Source organism: Paenibacillus sp. MER 99-2, from assembly GCF_023714095.1.
Taxonomy (GTDB): domain Bacteria; phylum Bacillota; class Bacilli; order Paenibacillales; family Paenibacillaceae; genus Paenibacillus.
Genome location: NZ_JAMAUZ010000001.1, coordinates 2198089 through 2223420, shown reverse-complemented (window position 1 = coordinate 2223420; position 25332 = coordinate 2198089). Strand labels below are relative to the sequence as shown.

Genomic DNA, 25332 nt, shown 5'->3' with positions numbered 1-25332 from the left:
CGTTAAGGCTTATCCTCAGTTTGGAAGAAAGAAACCAAACCAAGAGGAGCTGTGAATAGAATGAGTATATTAATTCAGCAAGCGATGATTATGACGATGAACGATAACGATGCCCCCTTTAAGGGGGATATTCGTGTTGAAGGAGACCGGATCGTGGAGATTGCGACTCACATTGAGAGTCAACCGGGAGATGAAGTGATTCATGGGAAAGACATGCTCGCTATGCCTGGCCTAATTAATGCGCATCAACATTCCCCAATGAGTTTATTGCGAGGTTTCTCGGATGATCTGAAGCTTATGGACTGGTTAGATCGCAAAATGCTGCCTGCAGAGGCTAATATGACGCCAGAAGATATTTACTGGGGGGCACAGTTGTCCCATGCTGAGATGATAAGATCAGGCACGACGACGTATGCTGATATGTATGTACACATGAATGAAATAGCAGAGGCTGTGACGTTAACCGGGATGCGAGCTTCGTTAACTCGTGGCATGGTCTTTATGGAAGATGATGGTGGGCGCAGGTTACAGGAAGCTATTGATCTTGTACAGCGTTGGTCGGGTATGGCAGAGGGACGAATTACAACGATGTACGGACCGCACTCCCCTTATACCTGTGCACCGGAACCGCTGCGGGATGTGATCGCCATGGCGGAGAAGGAAAATGTCCCCATCCACATTCATCTGGCTGAGACAAGAGAAGAAGTGATCAAGATTCAGGAACGATACGGGGTGACACCGACAGAATATCTTGAGAATCTAGGGATGTTCGAACAAGCTCATGTGCTGCTAGCTCATGCTGTTCATCTGGATCGGCAAGATGTTGAACGTTTAAAAGGAATGCGCGGAGGGGTATCTCATAACCCGGTAAGTAATCTGAAGCTCGGCTGTGGCATTGCCCCTATTACCGAGATGATGGCGCAAGGGATTCAAGTTGGACTTGGCACGGATGGGGCAGGAAGTGCAACAACGGTCGACATGTTCGAGGAGATCAAGGCAGCAACCTGGCTGCAAAAACTGGATTATGGTGATCCTACGCGTTTACCAGCACGAAAGGTGCTGCAGATGGCTACCCGTGGGAGTGCAGGATTGTTAAATCTTCAAGAGCAGGTGGGCGTATTGGAAGTAGGACGTAAAGCGGATATCATTCTAATTGATCTGTCAAAACCACATCTTCAGCCTGTGCATAATCTGGAGTCTCTAGTAGCCTACAGTGTGAATGGTGCAGATGTAGATACAACCATGGTGAACGGTAAAATCTTGATGAAGGGCAGAGAGCTGCTTACGATTGATGAAGAATTACTATTTCACGAAACTCGTACACGCGCTAAACGGATTGTTGAAGGCATCTAAAAGATCTACTGGAAAAATAAATTATTGGAAATAAAAACCTTTTATAGCATTTGAATTATAAATTATGCGTCACGAACTTAATGTTCGTGGCGCTTTTTGTCGTTATTACTTGGAAAATGAAGAAATTTGATGTTCAGAATTGGTCCAGAATTGCTCACTATACTGAGCATATAGTTGTTCAAAATTGAAGTTTAATCAAGGAGGAACATGGACGTGAAGGGGAAAACAGACAAAAAACAACTTGCTCCGTTGATGAGAAAGAGCATGCTAACTGTGCTCGGATTGAGTATAGCTTTACCGCTGGGTGGATCACTTCCTCAGGCTACTGCTGATGCTGGTGGAAACGGAATCATTATTTCTCAACCGGTTCTAAACGATGATATTAGCTGGCTTAATACATCATCTAAAGTTTTGAATAATACGGACTATATCATGAACAATATTCCCATCAATGTTATCAATAATGAAGTTATTTCTATTGATCTGTCTAGTCATTTTCCAGATGATTTGTTTAGCAACATAAGCGTTTCTACCGAAGACTCACATGTAGCAAGAGTATTTGAATCCTCTGGTAATTTAATTGTGGAGCCCTTACAGGACGGTGTGATCACGATTTCACTAAATGCAAATTATATTGAATCAGAAGAAACAGTAACAGATCAAATTAAGCTGTATATCAGTAAAAAAGGCGATGCCAATGATGATGGAAAGGTTAACTCAACCGATGCAGCACAAATTCTCTCTCACATTCGTAATGAGATATACAGACGTTCTTATAACCATGTCGAGTTGAATCGGATGGATGTTAACCGAGATGGAAAAGTAAAAACAGATGATGCACATGCATTGATGCAAGGTTACACGAAGCAGGAGCTTGGTGCAAAAGATAACCATTATATCCTTACATTCCAGCAGATTGAAGATGGGCCATATGCACTTCATGCTAAACTTTCAGGTGATCTGAAAGTAGGAAGCACAGTAACTGCAAACTATGAATATTGGGATTTAGAGAATAGTGATGCTGAGGAGTATGGTACAGCGTTTCAGTGGTATTGGACGGATGATCAGGGAGTAGAGCATGCGATTGCTGAAGCTACATCGAGAGCGTATCTGATTGGACCAGAAGATGAAGGCAGACAACTTTCGTTAAAAATCACCCCTAGGTCGAATTATGGTGTAGTCGGAAAGCCTGTGACCGTAACGGCATCTACTACGGTAAGTAAGCCTAAGTCAAGCGTTAAAGTGCAAAGTTTATCGCCTGGAGATGGTGCGGAAGGTGTGAGCACCGTTGGAAAAATAGAGGTGACGTTTGACAAGATGATATATAGTGATCAATCTCAAATTGGATTCGAAATTAAAGATGCAACAACAGGTGATGTAGTAGCAAGCTATAACTCTTCCGAAGAGTATGAGATATCTGGGAATAAGTTGATTATTACCCTAAAGAACTTGTCTCCTTACACAAAATATTCAGTAGAAATTCCTGGAGACTTTCTATCCTTTGACAACGGAGATGGTCAACTTGTTGACGGTCCGACGATCGGGATGGGATCAGGCAAGGAACCATGGACGTTTAGAACGTGGGCACCAAGCTAAACAGACTATACATTTCTTTCAATTCATAAAATCATTACGGAGGTTATCATATGGGTCAACCGAAAAAAAAGCGTGTTAGATTCAAAAGAACAATGTCTAGTTTGATCGCTTTATCGCTCCTATCCTCACTCGCATTGCCGAGTATCGCGGGAGCAGCACCATCAGAGACGTTCAAGATTCAAATTGATAGTGTCAGTGTACAAGCAGGACAATCCGTTCATGTGCCTGTAACTTTGAAAAAACCAGAACGTAATGAGGTAACCAGCTACAATATGCAGGTTGACTATGATTCAACCGCTTTGGAAATTGTTCGCATCACCCCGAAATATGGGAAGACGGAATACCCTGGCTGTGCGGAAAATACAGAAGGCTGCTTCCAGTATCATTTCGATAATGAATCCGGTTGGGTTCGTATTATCTGGGCAGATTTTACGGCTGGAGATCACAACATTTCATCTGAACAGCAACTATTTGATATTGAGTTTAAGGCGAAGAGTAATGCCACTTCAGGTGTCAAACAGCTCACCATTCAAAATGACTCCGAACATTGGAACTTCAGTAACTCAATCTATCAACAACCTGCTGAATGGTCTGGCGGAGCAATTACGATTACAGGTGGAAGTTCCTCTGGTGGTGGGAATTCGGGCACGAACCCGTCTACTCCACCTACATCCTCTACAGGTGGAACACCTTCTACAAGTACAACTTCGCCGGCGGCTACAACACCTTCTGCAACTCCAGCAGTAACCAAAGGCGTAGATATTTATGTCAATGGACAGAAACAGGAGCAGTCAGCAACGGCTTCCACATCGACCATTGGCAATCAGGTGACGACTACCGTGAAGGTGGATAATGAGAAGGTTATTACTCAAATCGGCAGTGGCCTAAGATCGGTCATGCTCCCAATTACCGGCACAGGTGCGGACAAAGTAGTTGGTGAACTGAATGGTAAACTGGTGAAAGCGATGGATGGAAAAGATGCTGAGCTTATTCTCCAAACGGATTTTGGTACGTACACACTTCCGGCTAACCAGCTGCAAATTGATCGACTTGCGTCTGAGCTGGGAGCGGGTTCTTCGCTAGAGAATATCGTAATTCAGCTGACGGTTTCCAAGAGCTCTGATACAACCAAAGCCACTGTGGAAGCTGCTGCAGCCAAACAAAGTAACACTAGTATCGTTGGTTCACCTATCGATTTTGAAGTTAGAGCAACTGTAGGTGAGAAGCAATTTCAAGTAAATCAGTTCGACACGTATGTTGAACGTACGATTACACTACCAGATGATATTGACCCTACCAAAATCACGACAGGTGTGGTGCTTCTATCTGACGGAAGTGTGCTACATGTACCTACCAAAGTAAGGAATACAGACGGTCACTACTCGGCTGTTATTAACAGTCTGACCAATAGCACATACGCATTAGTTTATCATCAGGCAACGTTCGATGATATCGTATCACATTGGAGTCGTAACGATGTGGAGGATCTTGCTTCCCGTATGATTATCCAAGGGACAAGCGAAGGCACTTTTGCGCCAGATCGCAGCATTACACGTGCAGAGTTCACGGCAGTTCTTCTGCGTAGTCTTGGACTACATACTCCAAAAGGAACGGAATCAATTGCATTCTCGGATGTTTCAGACAGTAGTTGGTATGCGGATGAAGTGAAGACGGCGGTTTCCTATGGTCTAGTGAACGGTTATTCAGATGATAGCTTCCGTCCAAGTGGTGTGATTACACGTGCAGAAGCGTTAACGATTATATCCCGTGCCATGAATCTAGTGGAACTGGAGCAAGCTTCTTCATCTGAGACGGCTGCTCTGTTGAATTCCTATTCCGATGGAAATAACGTACAGACATGGGCTGCAGATCCGGTGGCATCAGCTATTAAACAAGGCTTGGTAGAGGGCAGTGACGGCAAATTAATGGCGAATTCATCCATTAGTCGTTCTCAAACCGTAGCTATTGTCAAACGTCTCTTGAGCAAGGCAGGACTTATCTAAGTAAGAGGATATATTCAATATACTTGATGGAATCCAAAAAGAGTGCTCGTCCCGATAGGGGCGAGGCTTTTTTTGTTCCGATGTAGCAAAGATCCGCAGTTACACAGATACACAGTTGCTCAATCATATTGCGTTTGTCGAAGCAGCAGGACATCTGATAATATAGAGTAGATGAATCCATTTCACAACTCGCTTACGTAATTTGTATGGAAAGAGATAGATAGAATCATTCCCCATAATATCTAGCCCTAATGTATGTGAATAGTTGAACATAACAATACTTATATATTCTTATTTGATAATCTATTGAAGAATGGAGCCGTCCGATGAAATATCGCAATATGGAAGATTGTATTAACGATCTGGAACAGCATGGACATCTGATTCGTGTAAAAGAAGAGGTTGATCCGGATCTAGAGATGGCAGCGATTCATATGAAAGTGTTTGAAGCTCAAGGCCCTGCGTTGTTATTTGAACGGGTAAAAGGTTCTAAATTCCGGGCACTTTCCAACCTGTTCGGCAATATGGAACGAAGTAAATTTCTATTCCGTGAAACGCTTGAAGGTGTACAACGTGTCATGGAGGTGCGGGGAGATCCGATGAAAGCACTGAAAAGACCTTTTGCCCATGTAGGGACAGGTCTTGCTGCCTGGCAGGCTTTGCCTAAGCAAAAATCGATTAGCTTGCCGGTGTCTGCTCAGGAAATTCAAATTTCGGATTTGCCCTTGATTAAGCACTGGCCGATGGATGGAGGCGCATTCGTAACACTGCCTCAAGTGTATTCGGAAGATCCGGACAAACCAGGCATTATGAACTCCAACTTAGGGATGTACCGCGTACAGCTTAGTGGTAATGACTATGAAATGAACAAGGAGATCGGTTTGCATTACCAGATTCATCGGGGAATTGGAGTGCATCAGGCGAAAGCAGTCAAAAAGGGTGAGCCGTTAAAAGTTAGTATTTTCATCGGTGGACCGCCTGCTCATACCTTGTCTGCTGTAATGCCGCTACCGGAAGGACTCAGTGAGATGACCTTTGCCGGACTGCTTGCCGGACGTCGGTTCCGGTATAGTTATAAGGATGGTTATTGCATCAGTAACGATGCTGATTTTGTTATTACAGGAGATATTTATCCTGGGGAAACGAAACCGGAAGGTCCCTTCGGTGACCATCTCGGATACTACAGTCTTACACATGAATTCCCGCTAATGAGAGTGCACAAGGTGTATGCCAAACCTAATGCCATTTGGCCATTTACTGTCGTTGGTCGTCCACCGCAGGAGGATACGGCATTTGGTGACTTGATCCACGAAATAACAGGTGATGCGATCAAGCAAGAGATTCCAGGTGTGAAAGAAGTCCATGCCGTCGATGCTGCGGGTGTGCACCCGCTCTTGTTTGCGATCGGAAGCGAACGTTATACACCGTACCAAGTGGTCAAGCAACCAACAGAGCTACTAACCATCGCTAACCGCATTTTGGGTACAGGACAGCTTAGTTTAGCGAAGTATCTATTTATTACAGCCGAGGATCAACAACCATTGAGTACTCATCGAGAGGTTGAATTCCTGACTTATATCTTAGAGCGATTAAATCTGAAACGAGATATCCATTTCTATACGAATACAACGATTGATACACTCGATTACTCGGGTACAGGTTTGAATAGCGGAAGCAAGGTTGTTTTTGCAGCTTATGGAGATCCTGTCAGAGAGTTGTGCAAAGAAGTGCCTGAGTCATTGAAGTCAATCCGTGGTTATGAAAATCCTCAATTGGTCATGCCGGGAATTGTGTCCATGCAAACGTCGCCGTTCGTAAGTTATGAAGATACTGCGCAGGAAATGAACGCATTTACGGCAATGCTGAAGGAAAAAGGGGATATGTCTTCGACTCCGATGATTATTCTGTGCGACGATAGCACATTCATCAGCGAGAACCTCAGTAATTTCTTATGGGCAACATTTACTCGCAGCAATCCATCCCATGATATGTATGGGGTTAACAGCGGCTATGAGAACAAGCATTGGGGTTGTGACCAGATTATTATTGATGCACGTGTGAAGCCACATCAAGCTCCGCCACTTATTGCCGATCCAGCAGTAGAGAAGAGAATAGAACGTTTATTTGCCAAAGGTGGAAGCCTGGCTTCCATTAAAATTTAATCCACTTGATTCAACTTCAGAAGCAGTCCAACGTCTTCATTTGGGCTGCTTTCACATACATAAATGGCGCTTAACTTTATAAAGTCAATTCGCTGTGAATGAGCATTTTTATCGCAATGCGCATGAGAATAAAGTCTTAGTTATGCGTGTTTTCCGTTGTGATTAAGGTCATAAGAACTATGGATAAAATGGTCAAAAAATTCGATATAAAGAAGTAGAGGGATTTTTGGAACCCATGTTATGTGGGAGCCATTGACTATAAATGAAACATTCAGGGGGAATACCGAGTTGAGAATCCATATTATGAACCTGCAAGACGGGGATCGTCTAACTGCTGACACGTTTAGCGATGCAGGATTACACGTTTTGGGTCAAGGGACTGTACTAAAAAGTGAGGATATTACCTTGCTGATGCAGCACCGTGTGGACTATGTGGATATCGAACCACGCGAGGAAGAAATTACAGAAGCTGAATTTTTTGCAGCCGCTGCGGTACATTCGACTAGAATGAATGGAGACATACCTCCCGAAGAAGAAATGAAATCGCAATTTGTGCAAACCGTACATAATTATCAATCTGCTTTTCTTGAGGCACTCACTGTGGGTAAATTTAATGCCACGATGGTAGACGATGCGCTACAGCCAATGGTTGAGGGGTTGGATGAGCAGAAGGACGTCGTTCACTTGCTGATGATGCTGGAGCGGGACGATGTAAATAACTACACACATTCCATTCAAGTTGGACTATTGTCCTTCTATATGGCTACCTGGTTGGGATACTCTCCGAAGGAGTGTTATCAAATTAGTCGCGGGGGATACCTGCACGATATTGGAAAATGCAAAGTATCTCATCGCATCCGAAATAAAACGGAACCTTTAACACCAGATGAGCAGTTAGAGTATCAGCGTCATACCATCTACGGGCATGATATTATTAAGAGCTCTATGAGAGACGAGGCAACGGCTCTTGTTGCGCTCCAGCATCATGAACGTGAAGATGGCTCAGGATATCCAATGCAGATCAAGAAAGATGAGATACATCCCTATACCCAAATCGTCTCGGTGGCTGATGTTTACATCAGTATGAGATCTGGGGATTTCGGAAGTAGCAATCCGAACTTGATCAACAATCTGCGCGATATTTATTCCATGGGCTTTGGTAAATTAAATGAGAAGCCAGTTCAGGCGTTAATGCAGCATCTGCTGCCTAACTTCATTGGTAAACAAGTGTTACTTAGCAATGGAGAGAAGGGGGTTATTGTTATGAATAATCCGTCTGATATCTTCAAGCCATTAATTAAAGTAGAATCAGAGCAGTACCGCGATCTGTCCAAGGAGCGCAGTCTCTCGATTGACGACTTAATTATTAATAGCTAGTTTCAGCAAATTAGGAATTTTATATGAGTAGTGAAAGAGTCTCCTGTTATAACGGGAGGCTTTTTTGGCATCATTTATAATGTATTACATTGTTCTTCCAATCAATGAACGGTATACTTGCCGAGAACCCTATGATTCTATCAAACAAGCTCAGCCGGATTCATGCTATGATTGTGAACATGCAAAAGGGGAGATTTACTTGATTCAAGTTGTAACAGAAATAACCATTGACGCGCCAATCGAACGATGCTTCGATGCTGCTCGTGACATTGAGTTACATACACAGACTGTATGGAAGCACACCAGTGAACAAGCGGTTTCGGGGGTGACTACAGGTCTTATTGGGGATGGAGATACGGTAACCTTCGAAGCAACACATCTAGGAGTGCGTCAAAGACTGACCTCTCAGATCGCTGAGTATGAGCGTCCCTATCGGTTTGTTGACCAGATGCTGAACGGGGCTTTCAAAAGCATGCGTCATGAACATAGCTTCACCCAGTTGGATCATCAGACTACAATTATGGTCGACACGCTTACATTTGAAGCGCCTCTTGGTGTATTGGGTTGGATGGCTGAACGAATTGTTTTGAAACGATATATGACGGCATTCTTAGAGAGTCGAAATCAGAAGTTGAAGACCATTGTAGAGTCAGGCTATGAAAGACCTGCTTATAATGACCAGCGTGTGAATATGAATATAGAAATAGATAAAAATGACTAAGGAGCGATTTCTAATGGAAAATGGATATTTTGTCGGCTGGGGAACACTTGCCTTGATTAATGCCGGACTTGCACAAGGGAAAAACAGAAGTGGTTTAAACTGGTTTCTGCTTTCCCTATTGCTTGGTCCGTTAGCAACGTTATTCCTCGTATTATCAAGTAAATATTAGACGTCGAGTAATCAGATCAAGATAAAGCTTGTTAACTCTTATCTTTGAGGATTTTGTCGTGTTACTAGACGATCCCACAGCCAGAATACAAGAGCAGCGGCGCTCACCCCTGCACCTAACCAGCATACACCAATCCAGCCCGTTAAGGCGTATATTTGAGTAGAAGCAATGGAGCCCATGGCACTGCCAACGGAATAAAAGATCATATACGCAGCAGTTAAACGGCTCTGTGCTTCAGGGCGTACTGCGTAGATCAGACTTTGATTGGTTACATGTACGGCTTGCACGGATAAATCTAATAGAACAACACCTAGGATTAGATACCATAACGATTGATGGATATAGCTAATAGGTAGCCAGGATGCAAGCAAAATAAGTAACGAGATTCCAGTGGTCTTTTGTCCAAGACCTCGGTCGGCGAGCTGACCAGCCCGCGTAGCTGCAAGTGCACCGGCTACACCCGCAAGCCCGAATGCGCCAATCGCCGTATGAGAGAGGTTGAACGGTGAATCGCTTAGAGGCAAAACCATGGAAGTCCACAATATACTAAAGGCTGTGAAAATAAGCATGGCAAGCACTCCGCGTACACGCAAGATACGCATTTCACGATACAATTGAAGCACAGACAACAGCAGCGTGCTATAGCGAAGTGAAGTTTTAGCGGGTTGGTGTTTGGGCATCATGAAGCTCAGAGCAACCACTCCCAGTAAAGTTAAACTGGCAGAGACGAGATAGACCGATCGCCACCCGAGCCAATCGTTTAAACCGCCGGCAACCGTTCTAGCTAACAGAATACCAATAACAATTCCGCTCGTAACCAAACCTACAATGTAACCGCGCTCCGAAGGGGCGGCAAGGGAGGCAGCAGAGGCAACGAGAGTTTGTGTAACGACAGCCAGCAGACCAACGATGGCTAGGCCAATAAATAAAACAGAGCTTGATCCAGCTGTTCCAACAACAACTAAAGCGAGGATAGATAGGGACATTTGCATGATGATTAGTTTTCGTCGATTCAGAAGATCTCCTAAAGGCACCAGCAACAATAAATCTATGGCATAACAGATTTGCGTCACAGTGACCACGATGCCTATGGCAGAAGTGGAGATGTGAAACTCTTGAGCCATGGAATCAAGTAAAGGCTGAGCATAGTAGATGTTTGCGACCGCAAGTCCGCTGCATAATGCAAATAATAAAGCGACCATTCGGGAGATACCGGATGGTTGTTGTTTTTGTGATGCAAGCTGCATCGGTTGAGCTGAGGTATTCATAAAAGACTCCTTTTCGAGAGAGTAGAGTATGTAATCAATATAATGTACCGATAGATACAGAATAATTACGTAAAACATACTCCATATTTTAGAAGGAAGTCAATGATTTATTATTTAACTGTGGTTCAACTGTAGTTTAAATTAGAAAATTGAATAACGTAGTTTGACATCAACTACACCGCAAGATATATTTTAATTTGTACCTATCGATATAAAAAGAGGTGTTGAAATGGCAAGACAGCGGGAATTTGATCTTGATCGAGCACTCGACGCTGCAATGCATATTTTTTGGGATAAAGGATACGAGGCTGCGTCACTTCGTGACCTTACAACAGGCATGGGGATTCAGCGTCCGAGCTTGTATGCAGCGTTTGGAGATAAGAAGGAATTGTTTGAATCGACATTACGCAGGTATACGACCATGCACGCAGCCAAAGTTCGAGCGATGCTCCAACAAGAAGAGAGTGTTATTAAGGCGTTTCGGAAACTTTTTGAGCATATTGGGGCTGAGGGAGATGTTAAGGATCCTCGGCATGGTTGCTTTTGCATTAATACGATGGTTGAACTCGCGCCTCATGATCCGAAGTTTGCAGTTCTGACACGTGAGCACCAGATGTATCTGGCTGTCCTTTTTCAGGAATTGATTGAGCGCGGTCAGCATTCCGGGGAGATCTCCAATCATCTACATGCAACTTCCATTGCACAGTCACTCGTTGTGTCGATGATTGGGCTGACCGTCATGATGAAATCGGCACCCGAGCGTTCATTTGTCGAGCAAAGTATTGAGGCTACGTTATTATGTCTGAAGAATAACGAGGTCTGACACTGAAAAGGGTTAAAGGGTTAGTGGAAGGGATATTCCGATGTCTTATGCAGCAATTAACCGAAACTACACCCAAAAATGGAATAATATGAAACCTTATGTATAAATAAACGTAAATATATATATAGACTCGGTTTACTTGTCAAACGATTCAAGAGAGCAATTACATACCAGAGGGAGTGATAAGATGCAGGTGGTCTGGCAACGAAGTTTTCTTGTTGCGTATTATTTGATCTGGGTTCTAGCACTTGCTACAGGCAAAATAGGCTTACTATCATTTATATTAACGACATTTTTCATACTTGCTTTCTATGCAATAGTTGTTTCATTATCTACTACTGACCAATTTGAAGTAGATCAGTTTGTATACAAATTACGTGCACTGATCCAAGTGACGGTAGCCGTAATCCTGACAAGCCTGCTCGTTAAATTAATATTCCTGTTCGTGTGAGAGTCGGAAGCATATTCCGACTCTTTGTTCTGTGGTTATCTTGTGGAGGACTCAGTCGAACGAATCATGGCAAGACTGGATTCTCGCACGATTAGACGTGGTTCAAATTGAATATGTTCATATTCCTCGGTATTGCGATCTCGAATTCGCTTTAACAACAATTCAGTCGCAAGTCTAGCAACTTCTTCACCCATAATGGAAACAGAACTAATCTGCGGTGACGTCACTGTAGTCCATTGGTTATTATCTATACCTACAACAGCAACATCCTCTGGTACACGTACTCCTAGCTCTTTGAACCGATTAACAAGCCCAATGGCAACCATGTCATTAATGGCATACACCGCATCCGGCATATGAGTTAATCCATAGAAATAGTCTGCCGCATTGGCTCCTGTGTTCAAAGAAAAATCTTCTCCGAAGTATACGAGTGAGATATCGACTTGCCCAAGTGCTTGTTCGTAAGCTCGATAACGCTCCTCAATAATATCTTTGGGTGCTCCGGCATATGCAATTCGTGTCCGACCAATCTTGATCAGATGCTCCATCACGAGTTTTCCTTCTGGCTTGGACAGTGAGACGATATCTGCTTTCATACCTGGTTCGAGCTTTTTGCCGTAATTAATCAGAGAAATAGGCAGTGGAGCCTTATCAATGAGATTAGGCAAGGTTTTGGGATAGGCGAGTGGCATGAAAATAAGACCATCAACATGTAACTTTTTGATCGTACGAATCGTTTCAAGCTCTGTACGTGCATTGCCTGCGGTATTAATCTGAACGACATGGTAGCCGTGCTGTTTCGCTGTCTGTTCAACCGACCAGGAAATTTCAGGAATGATCGCGTTGCGAATATCAGGTACCACCAGTGCGATCTGATTCGTCTGTCGAATCTTCAGGCTCTGTGCAGACGTATTCGGAACAAATCCTAATTCTTCAATGGCTTGCATGATCCGATCTCTCGTCTTGCTACTGATGCCTTCGGAATTGTTAATAGCTCTGGAGACCGTAGCGATGCCTACCCCTGCATGTTCAGCGACATCCTTGATCGTAACTTTTTGATCTTTACCCATGATGATATGACCTCACTTTAATTACCGGAAACGATTCCTGATATATGATCAACATACATTATATTTTTCCCTACGTTATGATTATATCACTTGAACATATGTTGTAATACATAAAAATCATAAAATCGACATATTTCTGGGGAATTATGTTTGACAGCGTATTTAAACTGTGACATATTTAACTACGGAAACGTTTCCGGTTTTAATTTAAACATTATCATCTAGGAGATGAAGAAAATGAAAGCATTGCGCTGGCATGGTGTCAAAGATTTACGCCTCGAAAATATTGAAGAACCACGTCCTAACCGAGGACAGGTTAAAATAAAAGTGGAATGGTGCGGTATTTGTGGCAGTGATCTGCACGAATATACAGCGGGGCCTATTTTTATTCCGGCTCAAGCACCGCATCCGCTAACAGGGGAACAAGCTCCTATCGTTATGGGACATGAGTTCTCAGGACAAGTTGTTGAAGTGGGTGAAGGAGTATCCCGTTTCCAAGCAGGAGATCGGGTAGTGGTTGAACCAATCTATGCATGTGGTCATTGTGAAGCGTGTAACCAAGGCAGATATAACCTTTGTGATCAAATGGGCTTCCTGGGTCTTGCAGGTGGGGGTGGAGGTTTCTCCGAATATGTAACTGCTGCTGAGAATATGGTGCATCCCATTCCAGATGCGATCTCGTATGAGCAAGGGGCTCTCGTAGAACCTTCTGCTGTTGCGCTGCATGCTGTTCGTCAGAGTAAACTAAAGGTCGGGGATACTGCCGCTGTATTCGGAGCAGGTCCGATTGGGCTATTAGTGATTGAAGCTCTGAAGGCGTCCGGTGCCTCGGATATATATGTAGTGGAATTGTCAGCAGAACGCAAGGCCAAAGCCGCTGAGCTCGGAGCGATTGTCATTGATCCTACGGAGTACAATGTAGTGGACGAGATTCATTCACGTACAGCAGGTGGGGTCCACGTAGCGTACGAAGTAACGGGAGTTCCGAAGGTACTTCAACAAGCTATGGACACAACCCGAATTGGCGGCGAATTGATGATCGTTAGTATTTTTGAACAGGAAGCACCAATTCAGCCTAATTCTATTGTAATGAAAGAACGCACAGTGAACGGTATAATTGGATACCGTGATGTATTCCCGGCGGTTATCAGTCTGATGGAGAAGGGCTTCTTCCCAGCGGATAAACTGGTTACCAAACGGATTTCACTTGATGAAGTCGTTGATCATGGCTTTGAAGCTTTATTAAAAGAGAAGAATCAGGTGAAAATTCTAGTCAAAGCTGAATAGTTTAGAGATCATTTATGTTTGTAATATTCTGATCATCGGAATAACTTTAAGTAGCATTTATAAAAATATCAATACCTGCCTACAGTAGCAATTGGTATCCATTCATAAACAGCTATCGCTGAGTACAATAAATATGATTTTTCTCAATGTTACGGATATACGAAGTATGGACAACCCATTTAATCATGTGGTTGTCTATTTTTTTGCACAAAACGGGCGAAATTTGTTGCGTAGGTGTATACTTCAACATAATATACAAAGATACATTTTGTATCATCACAAATTGAAGATATTTAAAATGAAGGAGGAAGAGGATATGCAGAGTGGAACGAAGTGGACAGCTCTTATTCTGTCTGTCGTAGCTGGAGTGGGTGGTTTCATTATCGGTAGCACTAAATTGAAAAATAATACTTCTGCAAGTGTACAGCCAAGAGCTGAACGTGCCGTTACCAATGCAACGAATAGAACCACAGCTGCTGTAATGTCGACAGATGTAACCGCTGTGGTTGAATCCCTAGGTAAACCGTTCAAGAAAGCACCGTATGCTAACAACGTCTGGGATCTTCAGCTCTATAGGGGAAAGATCTATATGGGACATGGAAACAGCAGTAACGTAGGGGTAGCCCCTAACGCTGGCCCGATCCCTGTCATCTATTATGATACGATAACTTCAACCTTCCAGACGCAGACGGTGAGTAGTAGTAATCCGGGGATTCTACCTACGACAAAAATGTTCGTAGACGAAGAACAGATTGATATATACAAAGTTCTCGATGGTAAGCTGTATATCCCTGGTAATGATTCGGATGGAGAGAGCTGGGGGCTAGGTAACTTCTATCGATTAGACGGCGAGATCTGGACTAAATACCGTAATCTACCGCTTGGTGTACATGTATATGATCTAGCTTCGTACAGAGGTAAAATGTTTGCTGCCTTAGGTACAGAGGATAAACCGACGGTTCTTATTTCCCATGACCAAGGAGAGAGCTGGCAACATTACGGAACAATTAATACGTATGGGTATAGAGCATATACGTTGTTTCAGATAGGCGGTAAGTTATATGCCTCGGGCATGATGTATCCGGCGAACAATATATGGGGAGATAGAACTTATATTCTAGAGATTAATACGAACCTTCAAAAGAAAGATACTGTTATTTGGGGAAGTAGAATGTTGCCTGGTCTAACGTATCAGATTGGAACCACCCCCTACAACCGAATAGGGAAGAATGTAAATTTCGATAACAAATTGTTATATATTGCAGGGCAGGTCTTCAATGACGGACAATTGACGCCAAGATCATTAAATGTCATGACAGCCATTAATCAAGCACGACGTGTCATTTTGCCGGATACGGCTGCACTGCCAACTGACGTACTCGCGCGTGATGGCAAAGCTTATGTGCTGACGTATACTAGACAAAACTTGAACTATATTAATCGTGTATATGAGACGACCGATCTGGTGACATGGACAGAACTTCTTTCTTTTGAACAGGATACGTATGCAAGGTCGTTTGAGGAGAGCGAAGGAGACTTTTACTTCGGCCTCGGGACTGATCCGGACGTGCTATCTGCTTCTTCAGGTAAATTGCTTAGAGTGAGACGCGACAATATTGCTAGCAATTCTAATTAAATCATCTTGAGGGATATTATGGATTATATAATATGCTTCATCCACATTATTGGTTACGGGAGAACAGCCGATAATCCAAACGCCGAGCAGGTGTATTACAGCAGATCTACTTTTGAAGAGTCAATTGCTGTGAAATCTGCTCTATTTTTTATTTCAAAAGACAGCAAGCAACAAGCATTCGAGTGAAAAATAATAAAATCCGACAAACGAAACAAACCCAAAAAAGAGGATTTACAACCCCCTATAGTAATAATTTCAACATATGAAAAATTCACAATAGAAAACCGTATTCTCCCCGCACCTACTTTCCTGCCTCATCTCTCTTCGCACACGCGCATTGAAAAATACAAAGAAGTACCACACCTCATCTGGTATGCCAAGCTTTTTTTGTGGTAAGTCGTTCTTAGACAACCTCTTTGACTTGTTAGCAAGATTTCCGTGCACGTTATTTTGAAAATGGTACACCTTATGATAAGGTTATGCCTGGAAAGCAATGCAGTACATACCACTTATCTAGGGAGGATGAACATCCTTGAATCACAGTAAATTACACTCCAATACCATATTCACACAGATAGGCAAACGATATATGTTACTCCTAATCATCAGCTTATGTGTACTATTAACTGCATGCGGACAAACGAAGACATCGGAACCATCGCAAGATTCGAATGTGGAAACTAGTGATAACGCGTCACCTTCGCCTGAAGCAAATGGCAATCCGAATAATGGAGAGCAAAATGGAGCCGACTCGGACACAAGTGAGGATACACAGAAAGAGTCAGACCAGACGACTCCACCGCAGGAGCAGGATGAATTAGACCCGGTGAAGGAACAGCTCAGTCAACTATCATTAGAAGAGAAGATTGGGCAGATGATTCTTGCAGGGGTGCAGGGTACGGAGCTTGATGACCAAGGCAAGAAAATGATCTCTGAACAAAAAGTAGGCGGCATTATATTCTATGCCAATAACGTTACAACGATTGATGCCACCGCTCAATTTATACAGTCCATTAAGGAGGCCAACCGTTCCAATCCAGTACCGATCTTCTTGAGTGTGGATCAGGAGGGTGGCAAAGTGAGTCGTATGCCCGACTCTGTGGAGTCTATTCCTTCCAATCGGACAGTTGGAGATACCAATCAGTCCAAACTGGCAGAAACGATGGGTCAGTTATTAGCGAGACAAGTAAAACTCGTTGGCTTTAATCTTGATTTTGCTCCAGTGCTTGATGTGAACAGTAACCCAAAGAACCCGGTTATCGGTGATCGTAGCTTCGGTAGTTCTGCTAATCTTGTAGCTAAGATGGGTGTGGCGGAGATGAAGGGGCTGCGCAGTGAAGGTGTGATTCCCGTGGTGAAGCATTTCCCTGGTCATGGGGATACGTCCGTGGATTCTCATCTGGATCTGCCGGTGGTGAACAAAACGTTAAAACAACTTGCAGAGCTTGAATGGATTCCATTCCAAGCGGCCGTGAAAGAACAAGCTGAAGCTGTTATGGTCGCTCATATTTTGTTCCCTAAGCTTGATCCAGATCACCCAGCTTCCTTGTCAGATGTCATCATCGGTGAACACTTGCGAGGCAAATTCGGCTATGATGGAGTAGTCATCACAGACGATCTCAGCATGGGTGCGATTGCCAAGAATTATAAGCTGAACGAAGCTGCAATAACGACGGTACAGGCCGGAAGCGATATATTACTTGTAGCTCATAGTTATGAGAGTGCCAAAACGATCTTTGATACACTTTTGAATGCAGTACGAAATGGTAAAATCTCAGAGTCCAGAATTGATGAGAGTGTATATCGGATTCTATCACTGAAGCAACACTATAAACTTTCGGATGAGCAGCAAGCTTCAGGCAATCTAAAGCAATTGAATGCAGATATCAAGGCCTGGCGCAATCAGGTCAATCTGCAAAAGTGAAGCTAAGCTTACATTAGACAAGGAAAGGGCAGTGATCACAATAAGCCCTTTCCTATTCATAATTTGATTACTGGTTAGAGGTGATGCCCAATATGTATACGGTATTAATAATTGAAGATGATCCCAAAATCGCCGGTCTGCTGAAATCTCATATTGAGCGCTATGGAGATAGGGCAGTCATCGCTGAGGATTTCGAACAGGTGCTCCCGCAGTTTGAGCTGCTTCAACCTCATATTGTCCTAATGGATATTAACTTGCCGAGCTATGATGGATATTACTGGTGTCGGCAGATCCGTTCGCTCTCTACGTGTCCGATCCTGTTTATCTCTGCGCGGAGTGGCAAGATGGATCAGGTGATGGCACTAGAGAATGGTGCTGACGATTATATTACGAAGCCATTCGAGCATGAGATTGTAATGGCTAAGATTCGAAGCCAGCTTCGACGGGTGTATGGGGATTACGCTACACGCCATGAGGAACGCAAAGTGGAGTTGCACGGTTTAACGATTTTCTTAGAAAGCATGGAGATGCAGTTAGGTGAACAGAAGGTACAATTGACGAAGAAGGAGACGATATTGCTCGAAACGTTATTGCGCCGTAGTCCAAAATTAGTCAGCAGAGAGACGATCTTGGAGAAGCTATGGGACGATTCCTTCGTAGATGATAATACGCTTAGCGTTAATGTTACCCGTGTACGGAAGCGATTGAATGAGCTTGGCATTACGGATGCGTTGGAAACGGTACGTGGGTCGGGTTATCGGCTGAATAGTAATTGGAAAGACATCGCACAACCATGAAATTATTTATTAAAGAACATATTGCGTTAACCTGTTGGGTAGTGGGGATGTTACTCACTGTGGTGGCGGTATTCTGGTACGATGGTTATGATCACTGGTTGACCGCAGCATATGCCGTATTTCTTGGTCTCATCGTGTACATTGGTTATTTAACGTATCGTTATATGTCTCATCGTGCATTTTACGCGCGGTTGTCTCATCAGATGAATTCGTTAAAAGAGTTCACTCCACTATCTGAATCGGTACCTTTGTCAGAAGCTTTGGCCAAACTGCTGGATTCACAATATAGTCATTACCATACGGATTTGCACCGAATGGAAAAGCGTAAGCAGGAATACTTAACATTTATGAACCAATGGATTCATCAGATGAAAACTCCGTTGTCTGTCATTGAATTAACGATCCAGGATCACGAGGATGATGATCCACGTCTCAGAAGTATTCGGGAGGAAGCGGATCAGATGAGGCGTAGTCTGGAAAATGTCCTGTACGTTGCACGTCTGGAAACATTTGAACAGGATTTTACAGTAGAACCGGTATCGCTTAAAGCGGCGGGGGAAGCCGCGATTCACGAGCTGAAGCGTTTCTTCATTCGCAATCATGTCTATCCGGAATTAGAGATTGATCCTTCGATCGTGGTACAATCTGATGCCAAATGGATACGGTTCGTTCTTGTCCAGCTATTATCCAATGCGATTCAATATTCCACGGGCAATGGGCAGAAGATATATGTACGGTCTTATGAGAGCGAACGTGCAATTATTCTTGAAGTACAAGATCATGGAGTGGGTATCCCCACCGCAGATCTTAAGCGTGTATTCCAGCCTTTCTTTACAGGAGAGAATGGCCGACATTTCAAAGAATCCACGGGTATGGGGTTATATATCGTGAAGGAAGTGCTGACTCAGATGAATCATCAGATTGAGTTGCAGTCTGTTCAAGGCGAAGGTACAACGGTGAAAATTATATTTAATACGTGAAGTGAAATGAAAAGACGTCAGAAACTCGATGAGAGGGAACGGCGTCTTTCTCTGTTTTATTTTTCTGAATGAGAAGATATTGAACCGTAACCTTACATTATTGTCATGTAGATGAAAGGTTAAGCCATAGGAGAAAAACAGTGATTCAGATAGACTGAATGTATAAGTTGAAGGAATGAGCTAAGGAATGGAATGAACATTCAACATGCTTAATCCAACGTAATGAGATGCAGGTTAAGAGGAGAGGTTATCTGATGGAAATATGTTCAGTGCAACAGATTAGCAAAATTTATAAAGGAATTGTCTCACATGAAGCATTGTCAGGTATCGATTTAAGTATTCAAGAAGGCGAGTTTGTAGGCATCATGGGGCCATCGGGTAGTGGGAAAACAACGCTGCTGAACATGATCTCCACGATTGATCATCCTACATCAGGGGAGCTTCGGATCGCAGGGCAGAACCCGTTTCAACTGGGGCACGACGAGCTTGCTTTGTTTAGGCGCAGACAGTTGGGATTTGTTTTTCAATCCTTTAATTTATTGAACACCCTAACCGTGAAGGAGAATATTGTATTGCCACTCACGCTGGATGGCTTTGCGCTTCATGAGATGAATGAACGAGTGGAACGACTTGCAGAGAAGCTGGGGATTACGGCGATTCTGGACAAGCGCACATATGAAATCTCAGGTGGTCAAGCGCAACGGACGGCCATTGCACGAGCGCTAATCCATGCACCCAAACTGATTCTGGCTGATGAACCGACAGGGAATTTAGATTCTAAGGCTGCGCGAGACGTGATGGAAATGTTAGAGCAGCGCAATCGGGAGGATCAAGCGACGATGCTGCTGGTTACTCATGATGCGGTGGCGGCGAGCTACTGCAGTCGGGTTGTATTTATCAAAGACGGCAAGTTGTACAACGAAATACATTACGGCGATAATCGAGCGGCTTTTTACCAAAAGATTATTAATGTTTTATCCCTAATGGGAGGGTCAGGACATGAATTTTCGCCAGTTCGCTATTAATAATGTCGTTCGGAACAAAAGAATCTATCTGGCTCATTTCTTGAGCAGTACATTCTCTGTCATGATCTTTTTTATCTATGCCTTGTTATTATTTCACCCCGATCTAAGTGAGGGGTTGAAGGGCTCAAGTGAAACAGTCACATCACTTGCCAATCAAGGTTTTGTTATTGCTGAGTTCATTATATTTATCTTCTCGTTTCTTTTCTTGTTGTACTCCGTTGGTTCATTTCTCAAAACACGCAAAAAGGAATTTGGTATTTTCCTGATCCTGGGCATGACGCGCAAGCAGATGAATCGACTTTTATTTATGGAAAACATGTGTATCGGCCTTGCCGCCATCATCACAGGAATTGGATTAGGACTCATCTTCGGCAAGTTGATTTTACTGATCTGTAGCTCTATGTTAGCTGTGGAAAATGGTTTGCGTTTCTATTTACCCTTGAAAGGTATGGCACTTACGATGGGGGCATTTCTATTGCTGTTCGTGGTCATTGCCTTATCTTCATCGCTGCTTATTCGCAAAGGGACACTGATTGACCTTGTCAAATCAGAGGAAAAACCAAAACCAGAACCGAAAGCTTCTCGCATGCTGGCATGGTTGTCCGTGGCTTTGATGGGTGGAGGCTATGCGGGCGTGTTCACTTTTGTATGGGGGTCGTATTCGTTTCCGATACTGTTTGGAAGTGTCCTATTCGTTATTGTAGGTACGTACTTGCTGTTTACCCAACTTAGTGTGTATACCATTCGGGCACTCAAACGCAATCAACGTCTATTTTTCCGCAAAACGAATTTACTTTTCCTATCCGAGCTTACCTATCGGATGAAAGATAATGCCATTATGTTCTTTATGGTGAGTGTCATCTCAGCTTCGTCCTTCACAGGCATTGGAACCATGTTAGCTATTGCAGATCCGGGTCTGTCATCCATGACGAATCCATATGCATTCACATATATGAATTCATGGGATACCGATGTGGCTGAGAAGCAGCTTAATCAGATTGAGGAGTCATTAATTGAACATGAAGTACCTTATGTCAGAGGTAGCTATGAAACCCTTTATGAGAATAATAACGGCAATCTGATTAAATTAAGTCAATACAATCATCTAGCCAAGGCACTTGGTTACGAAGAGCGAACACTGAAGCAGGATGAGGCATTTCTAACGCCAGGCAATCTAACGGAGCGTAAAAAGTTACGCGCACAGATTGATCAAGGCTTCTCACCAACGGAAATGAAACTGGAAGTGGAAGACCAGCGCGAGCAGGTTCAATTAGTTGCCCCGGGTACCGAAATCGTGATTCCTGTAGAGTATGAAATGAGTCTGTATGTCGTTTCCGATGAGCTGTTTAACAAGGTTAAGCTGGCCTATTTTGAAGAAGCGAATCTGGATGAAACGTTCTACTCTAACCGCACAACCCAGTTTGTCGTTACCGATTGGATGGGCACACGTAGCTTCGCGCCGGAACTCATTGAATCCATTAGATCAGAGCCGCTGGAGCACGGTTACTTCTCGGTTAGCGCTCTTGTTGTAGATTGGCTGAATTCGAAGCAGACGAATGGGATCATTCTTATTCTGAGCGGCTTGATCGGCATCGTCTTCTTTACTTTTGCTGCAAGCTTCACGTATTTCCGCTTATATGCAGATCTGGAGCGAGATGAAGAGCAATATCGTATGATTGGCAAAATGGGATTGAGTCGCCCGGAGCTTCGTCGAATGGTTACACGTCAACTCTTACTAATGTTTTTCCTGCCAATTCTGGTTGCAATCATTCACAGCTCCGTCGCTTTTATTGCACTGCAACAATTGGTCGATTTCTCCGTGATGGGGTATACACTTCGAATTTTCTTGGTGTTCACTTCCATGCAAGTTCTATACTTTGTACTTGTCCGCTGGCGTTATCTACGCAACATGTATACAAAGTTGGCCTAGGGCGAATGTCTTAAATCTCGCTTATGGACATCTTTTATCGCCTAATGTATGACGACACATATGTAACATCTTCACAACCAACACCAGACCTGCGTTTGGTGTTGGTTGACTTTCATGAGCAAAGCGAAGTACTATTTTGTTAGATACATAATGTATCATTCGAAGAGGGATTCAAACAGTTCCTTTTGAAGGAGGATTTAGCTTGAGCATAACCATGTCTCGTGGACAAGCTTACATACACCGACTCAATGATGAACGTAACGTATGGTTAGATGGTGATCGAATTCATGTTACCAACCATCCTGCGTTCCAAGGTACATTACAGACCATTGAGGGTCTGTTCAATCTAGCGGATGAACCAGAATCAAGAGATACCGTAGCATATTGGGACGAGCACATCGGTGGTTATGTGCATCGAGCTTTTCAAGTGCCGCGTTATGGGGGAGACCTCGAACACCGTGCCGGTGCATTTCGGTTGTGGTCTGAACGGACGTATGGCGTCATGAGTCGATTATCCGATTATGCACGCTCACGTCTAACGGGGTGGTACGCAACTCGCGAGGTTATGGGGAATCATGATACCTATTACGCGGACAAAATATCCAAGTATTACGAAGAAGCGAAACGCCATGACCTGTTCCTGACGATTGTGCAGCGTGATCCACAGATGAATCGTTCTTTACCGATAGGTGAAGATGAGGATGCGATGCTACGCATTGTAAGAAAGAACGAAGAGGGAGTTGTGATCCGGGGTGCGAAGATGATTGCGACTGCGGCTCCGTATGCTGACGATATTCTTATTTATCCTGTACAACGTATTCCCGGAGATAAGCCAGAGCTTGCTCACATGATGATTGTGCCTTTGAACAGCCCCGGCTTGCACGTATTATGCAGAGAATCGTTCGCTGCGACAGATCAACAGTCTTCACAGCCATTAAGTCATCAATATGATGAGATGGATGCGGTCCTATTTTTTGAAGATGTGCTGGTTCCTTGGGAACGTGTGTTACTCCACCATAATCCAGAAGCGGTATGGCAGATTCGTTGCAATGTAGCTTCCTCCAGTCTAGCCTACCATCAAAGTGTCATTCGTCTGTATTCCAAACTAGAGTTCGTTACAGCCATCACCTCCTCCATTGCCCAAGAAATTGGTGTAGACTCCTTCCTTAATGTGCAAGAGCAATTGGGAGAAATGATCAGCCAGATGCAAACGATTGAGGGATTAATTATTGCTGCGGAAACCAAAGCCAAGCCAGATAGGTACGGTAATTGGCTCCCTGAATTTAAGTATATTGAAACTGCAAGGAACTTGGGCAATCGTTATTATCCACGCTCCATCGAAATTTTGAAAACGATCGCCGCAGGTGGACTTATTCAGATTCCATCTGGAATGCCAGGTACGAACAAACCCTTGGAGCATATGATTCATCAGTATTTAGGTGGTGTGACAATATCTGCACAGGAGAAAACAATGCTCTTTCAACTGGCTTGGGAGCTTACGGGAAGTCCACTGGGTGCCAGACATGATCTATATGAGCGCTTCTATGCAGGTGATCCACTCCGCAACCGAGCGAATCAGTATATACAATACGACAAGCAGCACTTGGTAGATCGGGTTAAGCCTTGGCTGAAAGCATAATATAACGTCCTAACTTGTGACTTTGCTTACGATATCGTTTGAAGCAGGTCACATCGTAGAGTATAATTCAACCGCCTGGGTTTACGAAACCTGGGCGTTTTATTTAGATTATCTTTAGAAAGGGTTTAGGTTGTATTAAGAGACGTAGGTTATAGTAGGTATAACTAAAAAATCTCTATATAAACATTTACACGCGAACGGAGAGGACAGAAATAACATGAAGAAGCGAAGCGTTCGCCTGAAAGCTTTCTGAAAGAAAGCTACGTCGAAAGCATAAGCTATCCCCGGATTTTCCCTTTTATAAAAGGGAATCAAAAAAATCTGGGGATAACAGCGATCGGAATGTTGTTCTGTCATCGCAGTGGTCAGTGTAAATATTCTAACTTAACACTGAAATGAGAGGGAACGTATGAGGTACACATTGTTGATTGCAGATGACGAACCCGAAATTGTGGAACTGCTTCAGCTGTATTTGGAGAAGGATTACGACATTCTAACCGCTGCCAATGGAGAGGAAGCATTGCAGTGCATACAATCCACCCCAATTGACCTGGTTATTTTGGACATTATGATGCCTGTAATGGATGGTCTTCAGTTGATCAAACAGATCCGGGCTACGTATCATATGCCAGTGTTATTTTTGTCTGCGAAGAGTCAGGATCATGATAAAATTTTGGGACTTGGACTAGGGGCTGATGATTACATATCCAAACCATTCAACCCACTTGAGATTGTCGCTAGAGTAGAGGCTTTGTTAAGACGGGTCAACCAATTCGATGCAATGGAAGTCTCGGCACCTCAAGAGGCAACCCGCACGCTTGGTGAGCTATCGCTTGATCGTTCCAAATGTATGCTGTATCGCTCGGGACGACCTGTGACATTGACCTCAACAGAATACAAAATTGTGGATTTACTGTTAGAACAACCGGGCAGAGTATTTACCCGCAAAAAAATCTACGAAGCTGTGTGGGGGGATTATTATGCTCATGAAGACAGTACCATTATGGTACATATCAGCAACATTCGGGAGAAGATTGAGCGTGATTCCAGACAACCTGAATATTTAAAAACGATAAGGGGATTAGGATACAAAATTGAAGCGCCTATGGAAAACTAGAGAA

General features: G+C 43.6%; 20 protein-coding genes. 18 read left to right on the top strand and 2 right to left on the bottom strand.

All coding sequences use genetic code 11. The features are described from left to right. Positions 1-60 precede the first annotated feature (60 nt). The 7 genes from M3636_RS09870 (at position 61) to M3636_RS09840 (ending at position 9381) form a co-directional block, all read left to right on the top strand. Positions 61-1353, top strand: a complete 1293-nt coding sequence (locus tag M3636_RS09870; protein WP_251382316.1) for an amidohydrolase — start codon at positions 61-63, stop codon at positions 1351-1353. 213 nt (positions 1354-1566) lie between these two features. Then, complete coding sequence (locus M3636_RS09865; protein WP_251382315.1) at positions 1567-2949, top strand: Ig-like domain-containing protein; 1383 nt, start codon at positions 1567-1569, stop codon at positions 2947-2949. Between the two features lie 50 nt (positions 2950-2999). Continuing rightward, the gene (locus tag M3636_RS09860; RefSeq protein ID WP_128102450.1) at positions 3000-4952 is read left to right on the top strand and encodes an S-layer homology domain-containing protein; all 1953 of its coding nucleotides are present in this window, start codon (positions 3000-3002) and stop codon (positions 4950-4952) included. Positions 4953-5278: 326 nt separating this feature from the next. Then, positions 5279-7114, top strand: coding sequence for a UbiD family decarboxylase (locus M3636_RS09855; protein WP_251382314.1), 1836 nt, complete (start codon positions 5279-5281; stop codon positions 7112-7114). A gap of 288 nt (positions 7115-7402) precedes the next feature. Then, positions 7403-8491: an HD-GYP domain-containing protein gene (locus M3636_RS09850; protein ID WP_145048497.1), complete on the top strand. Its 1089-nt coding sequence runs from the start codon at positions 7403-7405 to the stop codon at positions 8489-8491. A gap of 199 nt (positions 8492-8690) precedes the next feature. Further along, positions 8691-9212, top strand: a complete 522-nt coding sequence (locus tag M3636_RS09845) for an SRPBCC family protein (protein ID WP_251382313.1) — start codon at positions 8691-8693, stop codon at positions 9210-9212. Between the two features lie 13 nt (positions 9213-9225). Then, positions 9226-9381 carry a hypothetical protein gene (locus M3636_RS09840; RefSeq protein WP_186380949.1) on the top strand — a complete coding sequence of 52 codons (156 nt, stop codon included), beginning with the start codon at positions 9226-9228 and terminating at the stop codon, positions 9379-9381. 38 nt (positions 9382-9419) lie between these two features. On the opposite strand, the gene M3636_RS09835 is transcribed toward M3636_RS09840, so the two are convergent. Further along, positions 9420-10649 (bottom strand): MFS transporter, encoded by a 1230-nt coding sequence (locus tag M3636_RS09835; protein ID WP_251382312.1) that lies wholly within the window; start codon positions 10647-10649, stop codon positions 9420-9422. 229 nt (positions 10650-10878) lie between these two features. Between M3636_RS09835 and M3636_RS09830 the strand changes: the two genes are divergently transcribed. Beyond that, positions 10879-11472: a TetR/AcrR family transcriptional regulator gene (locus tag M3636_RS09830; protein WP_251382310.1), complete on the top strand. Its 594-nt coding sequence runs from the start codon at positions 10879-10881 to the stop codon at positions 11470-11472. 187 nt (positions 11473-11659) lie between these two features. Next, complete coding sequence (locus M3636_RS09825) at positions 11660-11923, top strand: hypothetical protein (protein WP_251382309.1); 264 nt, start codon at positions 11660-11662, stop codon at positions 11921-11923. A gap of 35 nt (positions 11924-11958) precedes the next feature. Here M3636_RS09825 and M3636_RS09820 read toward each other — a convergent pair whose 3' ends face one another. After that, complete coding sequence (locus M3636_RS09820; RefSeq protein WP_251382308.1) at positions 11959-12993, bottom strand: LacI family DNA-binding transcriptional regulator; 1035 nt, start codon at positions 12991-12993, stop codon at positions 11959-11961. Between the two features lie 237 nt (positions 12994-13230). On the opposite strand from M3636_RS09820, the gene M3636_RS09815 reads away from it, so the two are divergent. From M3636_RS09815 to M3636_RS09775, 9 genes are all read left to right on the top strand, one after another. Further along, a complete protein-coding gene (locus M3636_RS09815) occupies positions 13231-14280 on the top strand; it encodes a 2,3-butanediol dehydrogenase (RefSeq protein WP_251382307.1) in 1050 nt (349 codons plus the stop codon). A 316-nt stretch (positions 14281-14596) separates the two neighbouring features. Next, positions 14597-15916: a hypothetical protein gene (locus M3636_RS09810; protein WP_145410931.1), complete on the top strand. Its 1320-nt coding sequence runs from the start codon at positions 14597-14599 to the stop codon at positions 15914-15916. 532 nt (positions 15917-16448) lie between these two features. Beyond that, on the top strand, positions 16449-17840 hold the full coding sequence (nagZ, locus tag M3636_RS09805; protein ID WP_251382306.1) for a beta-N-acetylhexosaminidase: 1392 nt from the start codon (positions 16449-16451) through the stop codon (positions 17838-17840). 92 nt (positions 17841-17932) lie between these two features. Beyond that, positions 17933-18637, top strand: a complete 705-nt coding sequence (locus M3636_RS09800) for a response regulator transcription factor (RefSeq protein ID WP_128102443.1) — start codon at positions 17933-17935, stop codon at positions 18635-18637. After that, a complete protein-coding gene (locus tag M3636_RS09795; protein ID WP_251382305.1) occupies positions 18634-19617 on the top strand; it encodes a sensor histidine kinase in 984 nt (327 codons plus the stop codon). The genes M3636_RS09800 and M3636_RS09795 overlap by 4 nt, the downstream gene beginning before the upstream one ends. Before the next feature lie 254 nt (positions 19618-19871). After that, complete coding sequence (locus M3636_RS09790) at positions 19872-20642, top strand: ABC transporter ATP-binding protein (protein ID WP_251382304.1); 771 nt, start codon at positions 19872-19874, stop codon at positions 20640-20642. Then, a complete protein-coding gene (locus M3636_RS09785; protein ID WP_251382303.1) occupies positions 20617-22572 on the top strand; it encodes an FtsX-like permease family protein in 1956 nt (651 codons plus the stop codon). Before M3636_RS09790 ends, M3636_RS09785 begins: the two co-directional genes overlap by 26 nt. A 214-nt stretch (positions 22573-22786) precedes the next feature. Further along, positions 22787-24211, top strand: a complete 1425-nt coding sequence (locus M3636_RS09780) for a 4-hydroxyphenylacetate 3-hydroxylase family protein (RefSeq protein WP_251382516.1) — start codon at positions 22787-22789, stop codon at positions 24209-24211. A gap of 409 nt (positions 24212-24620) precedes the next feature. Next, positions 24621-25328 carry a response regulator transcription factor gene (locus tag M3636_RS09775; protein WP_145410936.1) on the top strand — a complete coding sequence of 236 codons (708 nt, stop codon included), beginning with the start codon at positions 24621-24623 and terminating at the stop codon, positions 25326-25328. Positions 25329-25332: the final 4 nt, after the last annotated feature.

Bases quoted from the DNA above. Each gene is read 5' to 3' on its own strand.
- M3636_RS09775 (WP_145410936.1), top strand. From the start codon at position 24,621: ATGAGGTACACATTGTTGATTGCAGATGACGAACCCGAAATTGTGGAA.
- M3636_RS09825 (WP_251382309.1), top strand. From the start codon at position 11,660: ATGCAGGTGGTCTGGCAACGAAGTTTTCTTGTTGCGTATTATTTGATC.
- M3636_RS09860 (WP_128102450.1), top strand. From the start codon at position 3,000: ATGGGTCAACCGAAAAAAAAGCGTGTTAGATTCAAAAGAACAATGTCT.
- M3636_RS09830 (WP_251382310.1), top strand. From the start codon at position 10,879: ATGGCAAGACAGCGGGAATTTGATCTTGATCGAGCACTCGACGCTGCA.
- M3636_RS09790 (WP_251382304.1), top strand. From the start codon at position 19,872: ATGGAAATATGTTCAGTGCAACAGATTAGCAAAATTTATAAAGGAATT.
- M3636_RS09815 (WP_251382307.1), top strand. From the start codon at position 13,231: ATGAAAGCATTGCGCTGGCATGGTGTCAAAGATTTACGCCTCGAAAAT.
- M3636_RS09840 (WP_186380949.1), top strand. From the start codon at position 9,226: ATGGAAAATGGATATTTTGTCGGCTGGGGAACACTTGCCTTGATTAAT.
- M3636_RS09820 (WP_251382308.1), bottom strand. From the start codon at position 12,993: ATGGGTAAAGATCAAAAAGTTACGATCAAGGATGTCGCTGAACATGCA.
- M3636_RS09780 (WP_251382516.1), top strand. From the start codon at position 22,787: ATGTCTCGTGGACAAGCTTACATACACCGACTCAATGATGAACGTAAC.
- M3636_RS09835 (WP_251382312.1), bottom strand. From the start codon at position 10,649: ATGAATACCTCAGCTCAACCGATGCAGCTTGCATCACAAAAACAACAA.
- M3636_RS09785 (WP_251382303.1), top strand. From the start codon at position 20,617: ATGAATTTTCGCCAGTTCGCTATTAATAATGTCGTTCGGAACAAAAGA.
- M3636_RS09810 (WP_145410931.1), top strand. From the start codon at position 14,597: ATGCAGAGTGGAACGAAGTGGACAGCTCTTATTCTGTCTGTCGTAGCT.
- M3636_RS09870 (WP_251382316.1), top strand. From the start codon at position 61: ATGAGTATATTAATTCAGCAAGCGATGATTATGACGATGAACGATAAC.
- M3636_RS09795 (WP_251382305.1), top strand. From the start codon at position 18,634: ATGAAATTATTTATTAAAGAACATATTGCGTTAACCTGTTGGGTAGTG.
- M3636_RS09855 (WP_251382314.1), top strand. From the start codon at position 5,279: ATGAAATATCGCAATATGGAAGATTGTATTAACGATCTGGAACAGCAT.
- M3636_RS09800 (WP_128102443.1), top strand. From the start codon at position 17,933: ATGTATACGGTATTAATAATTGAAGATGATCCCAAAATCGCCGGTCTG.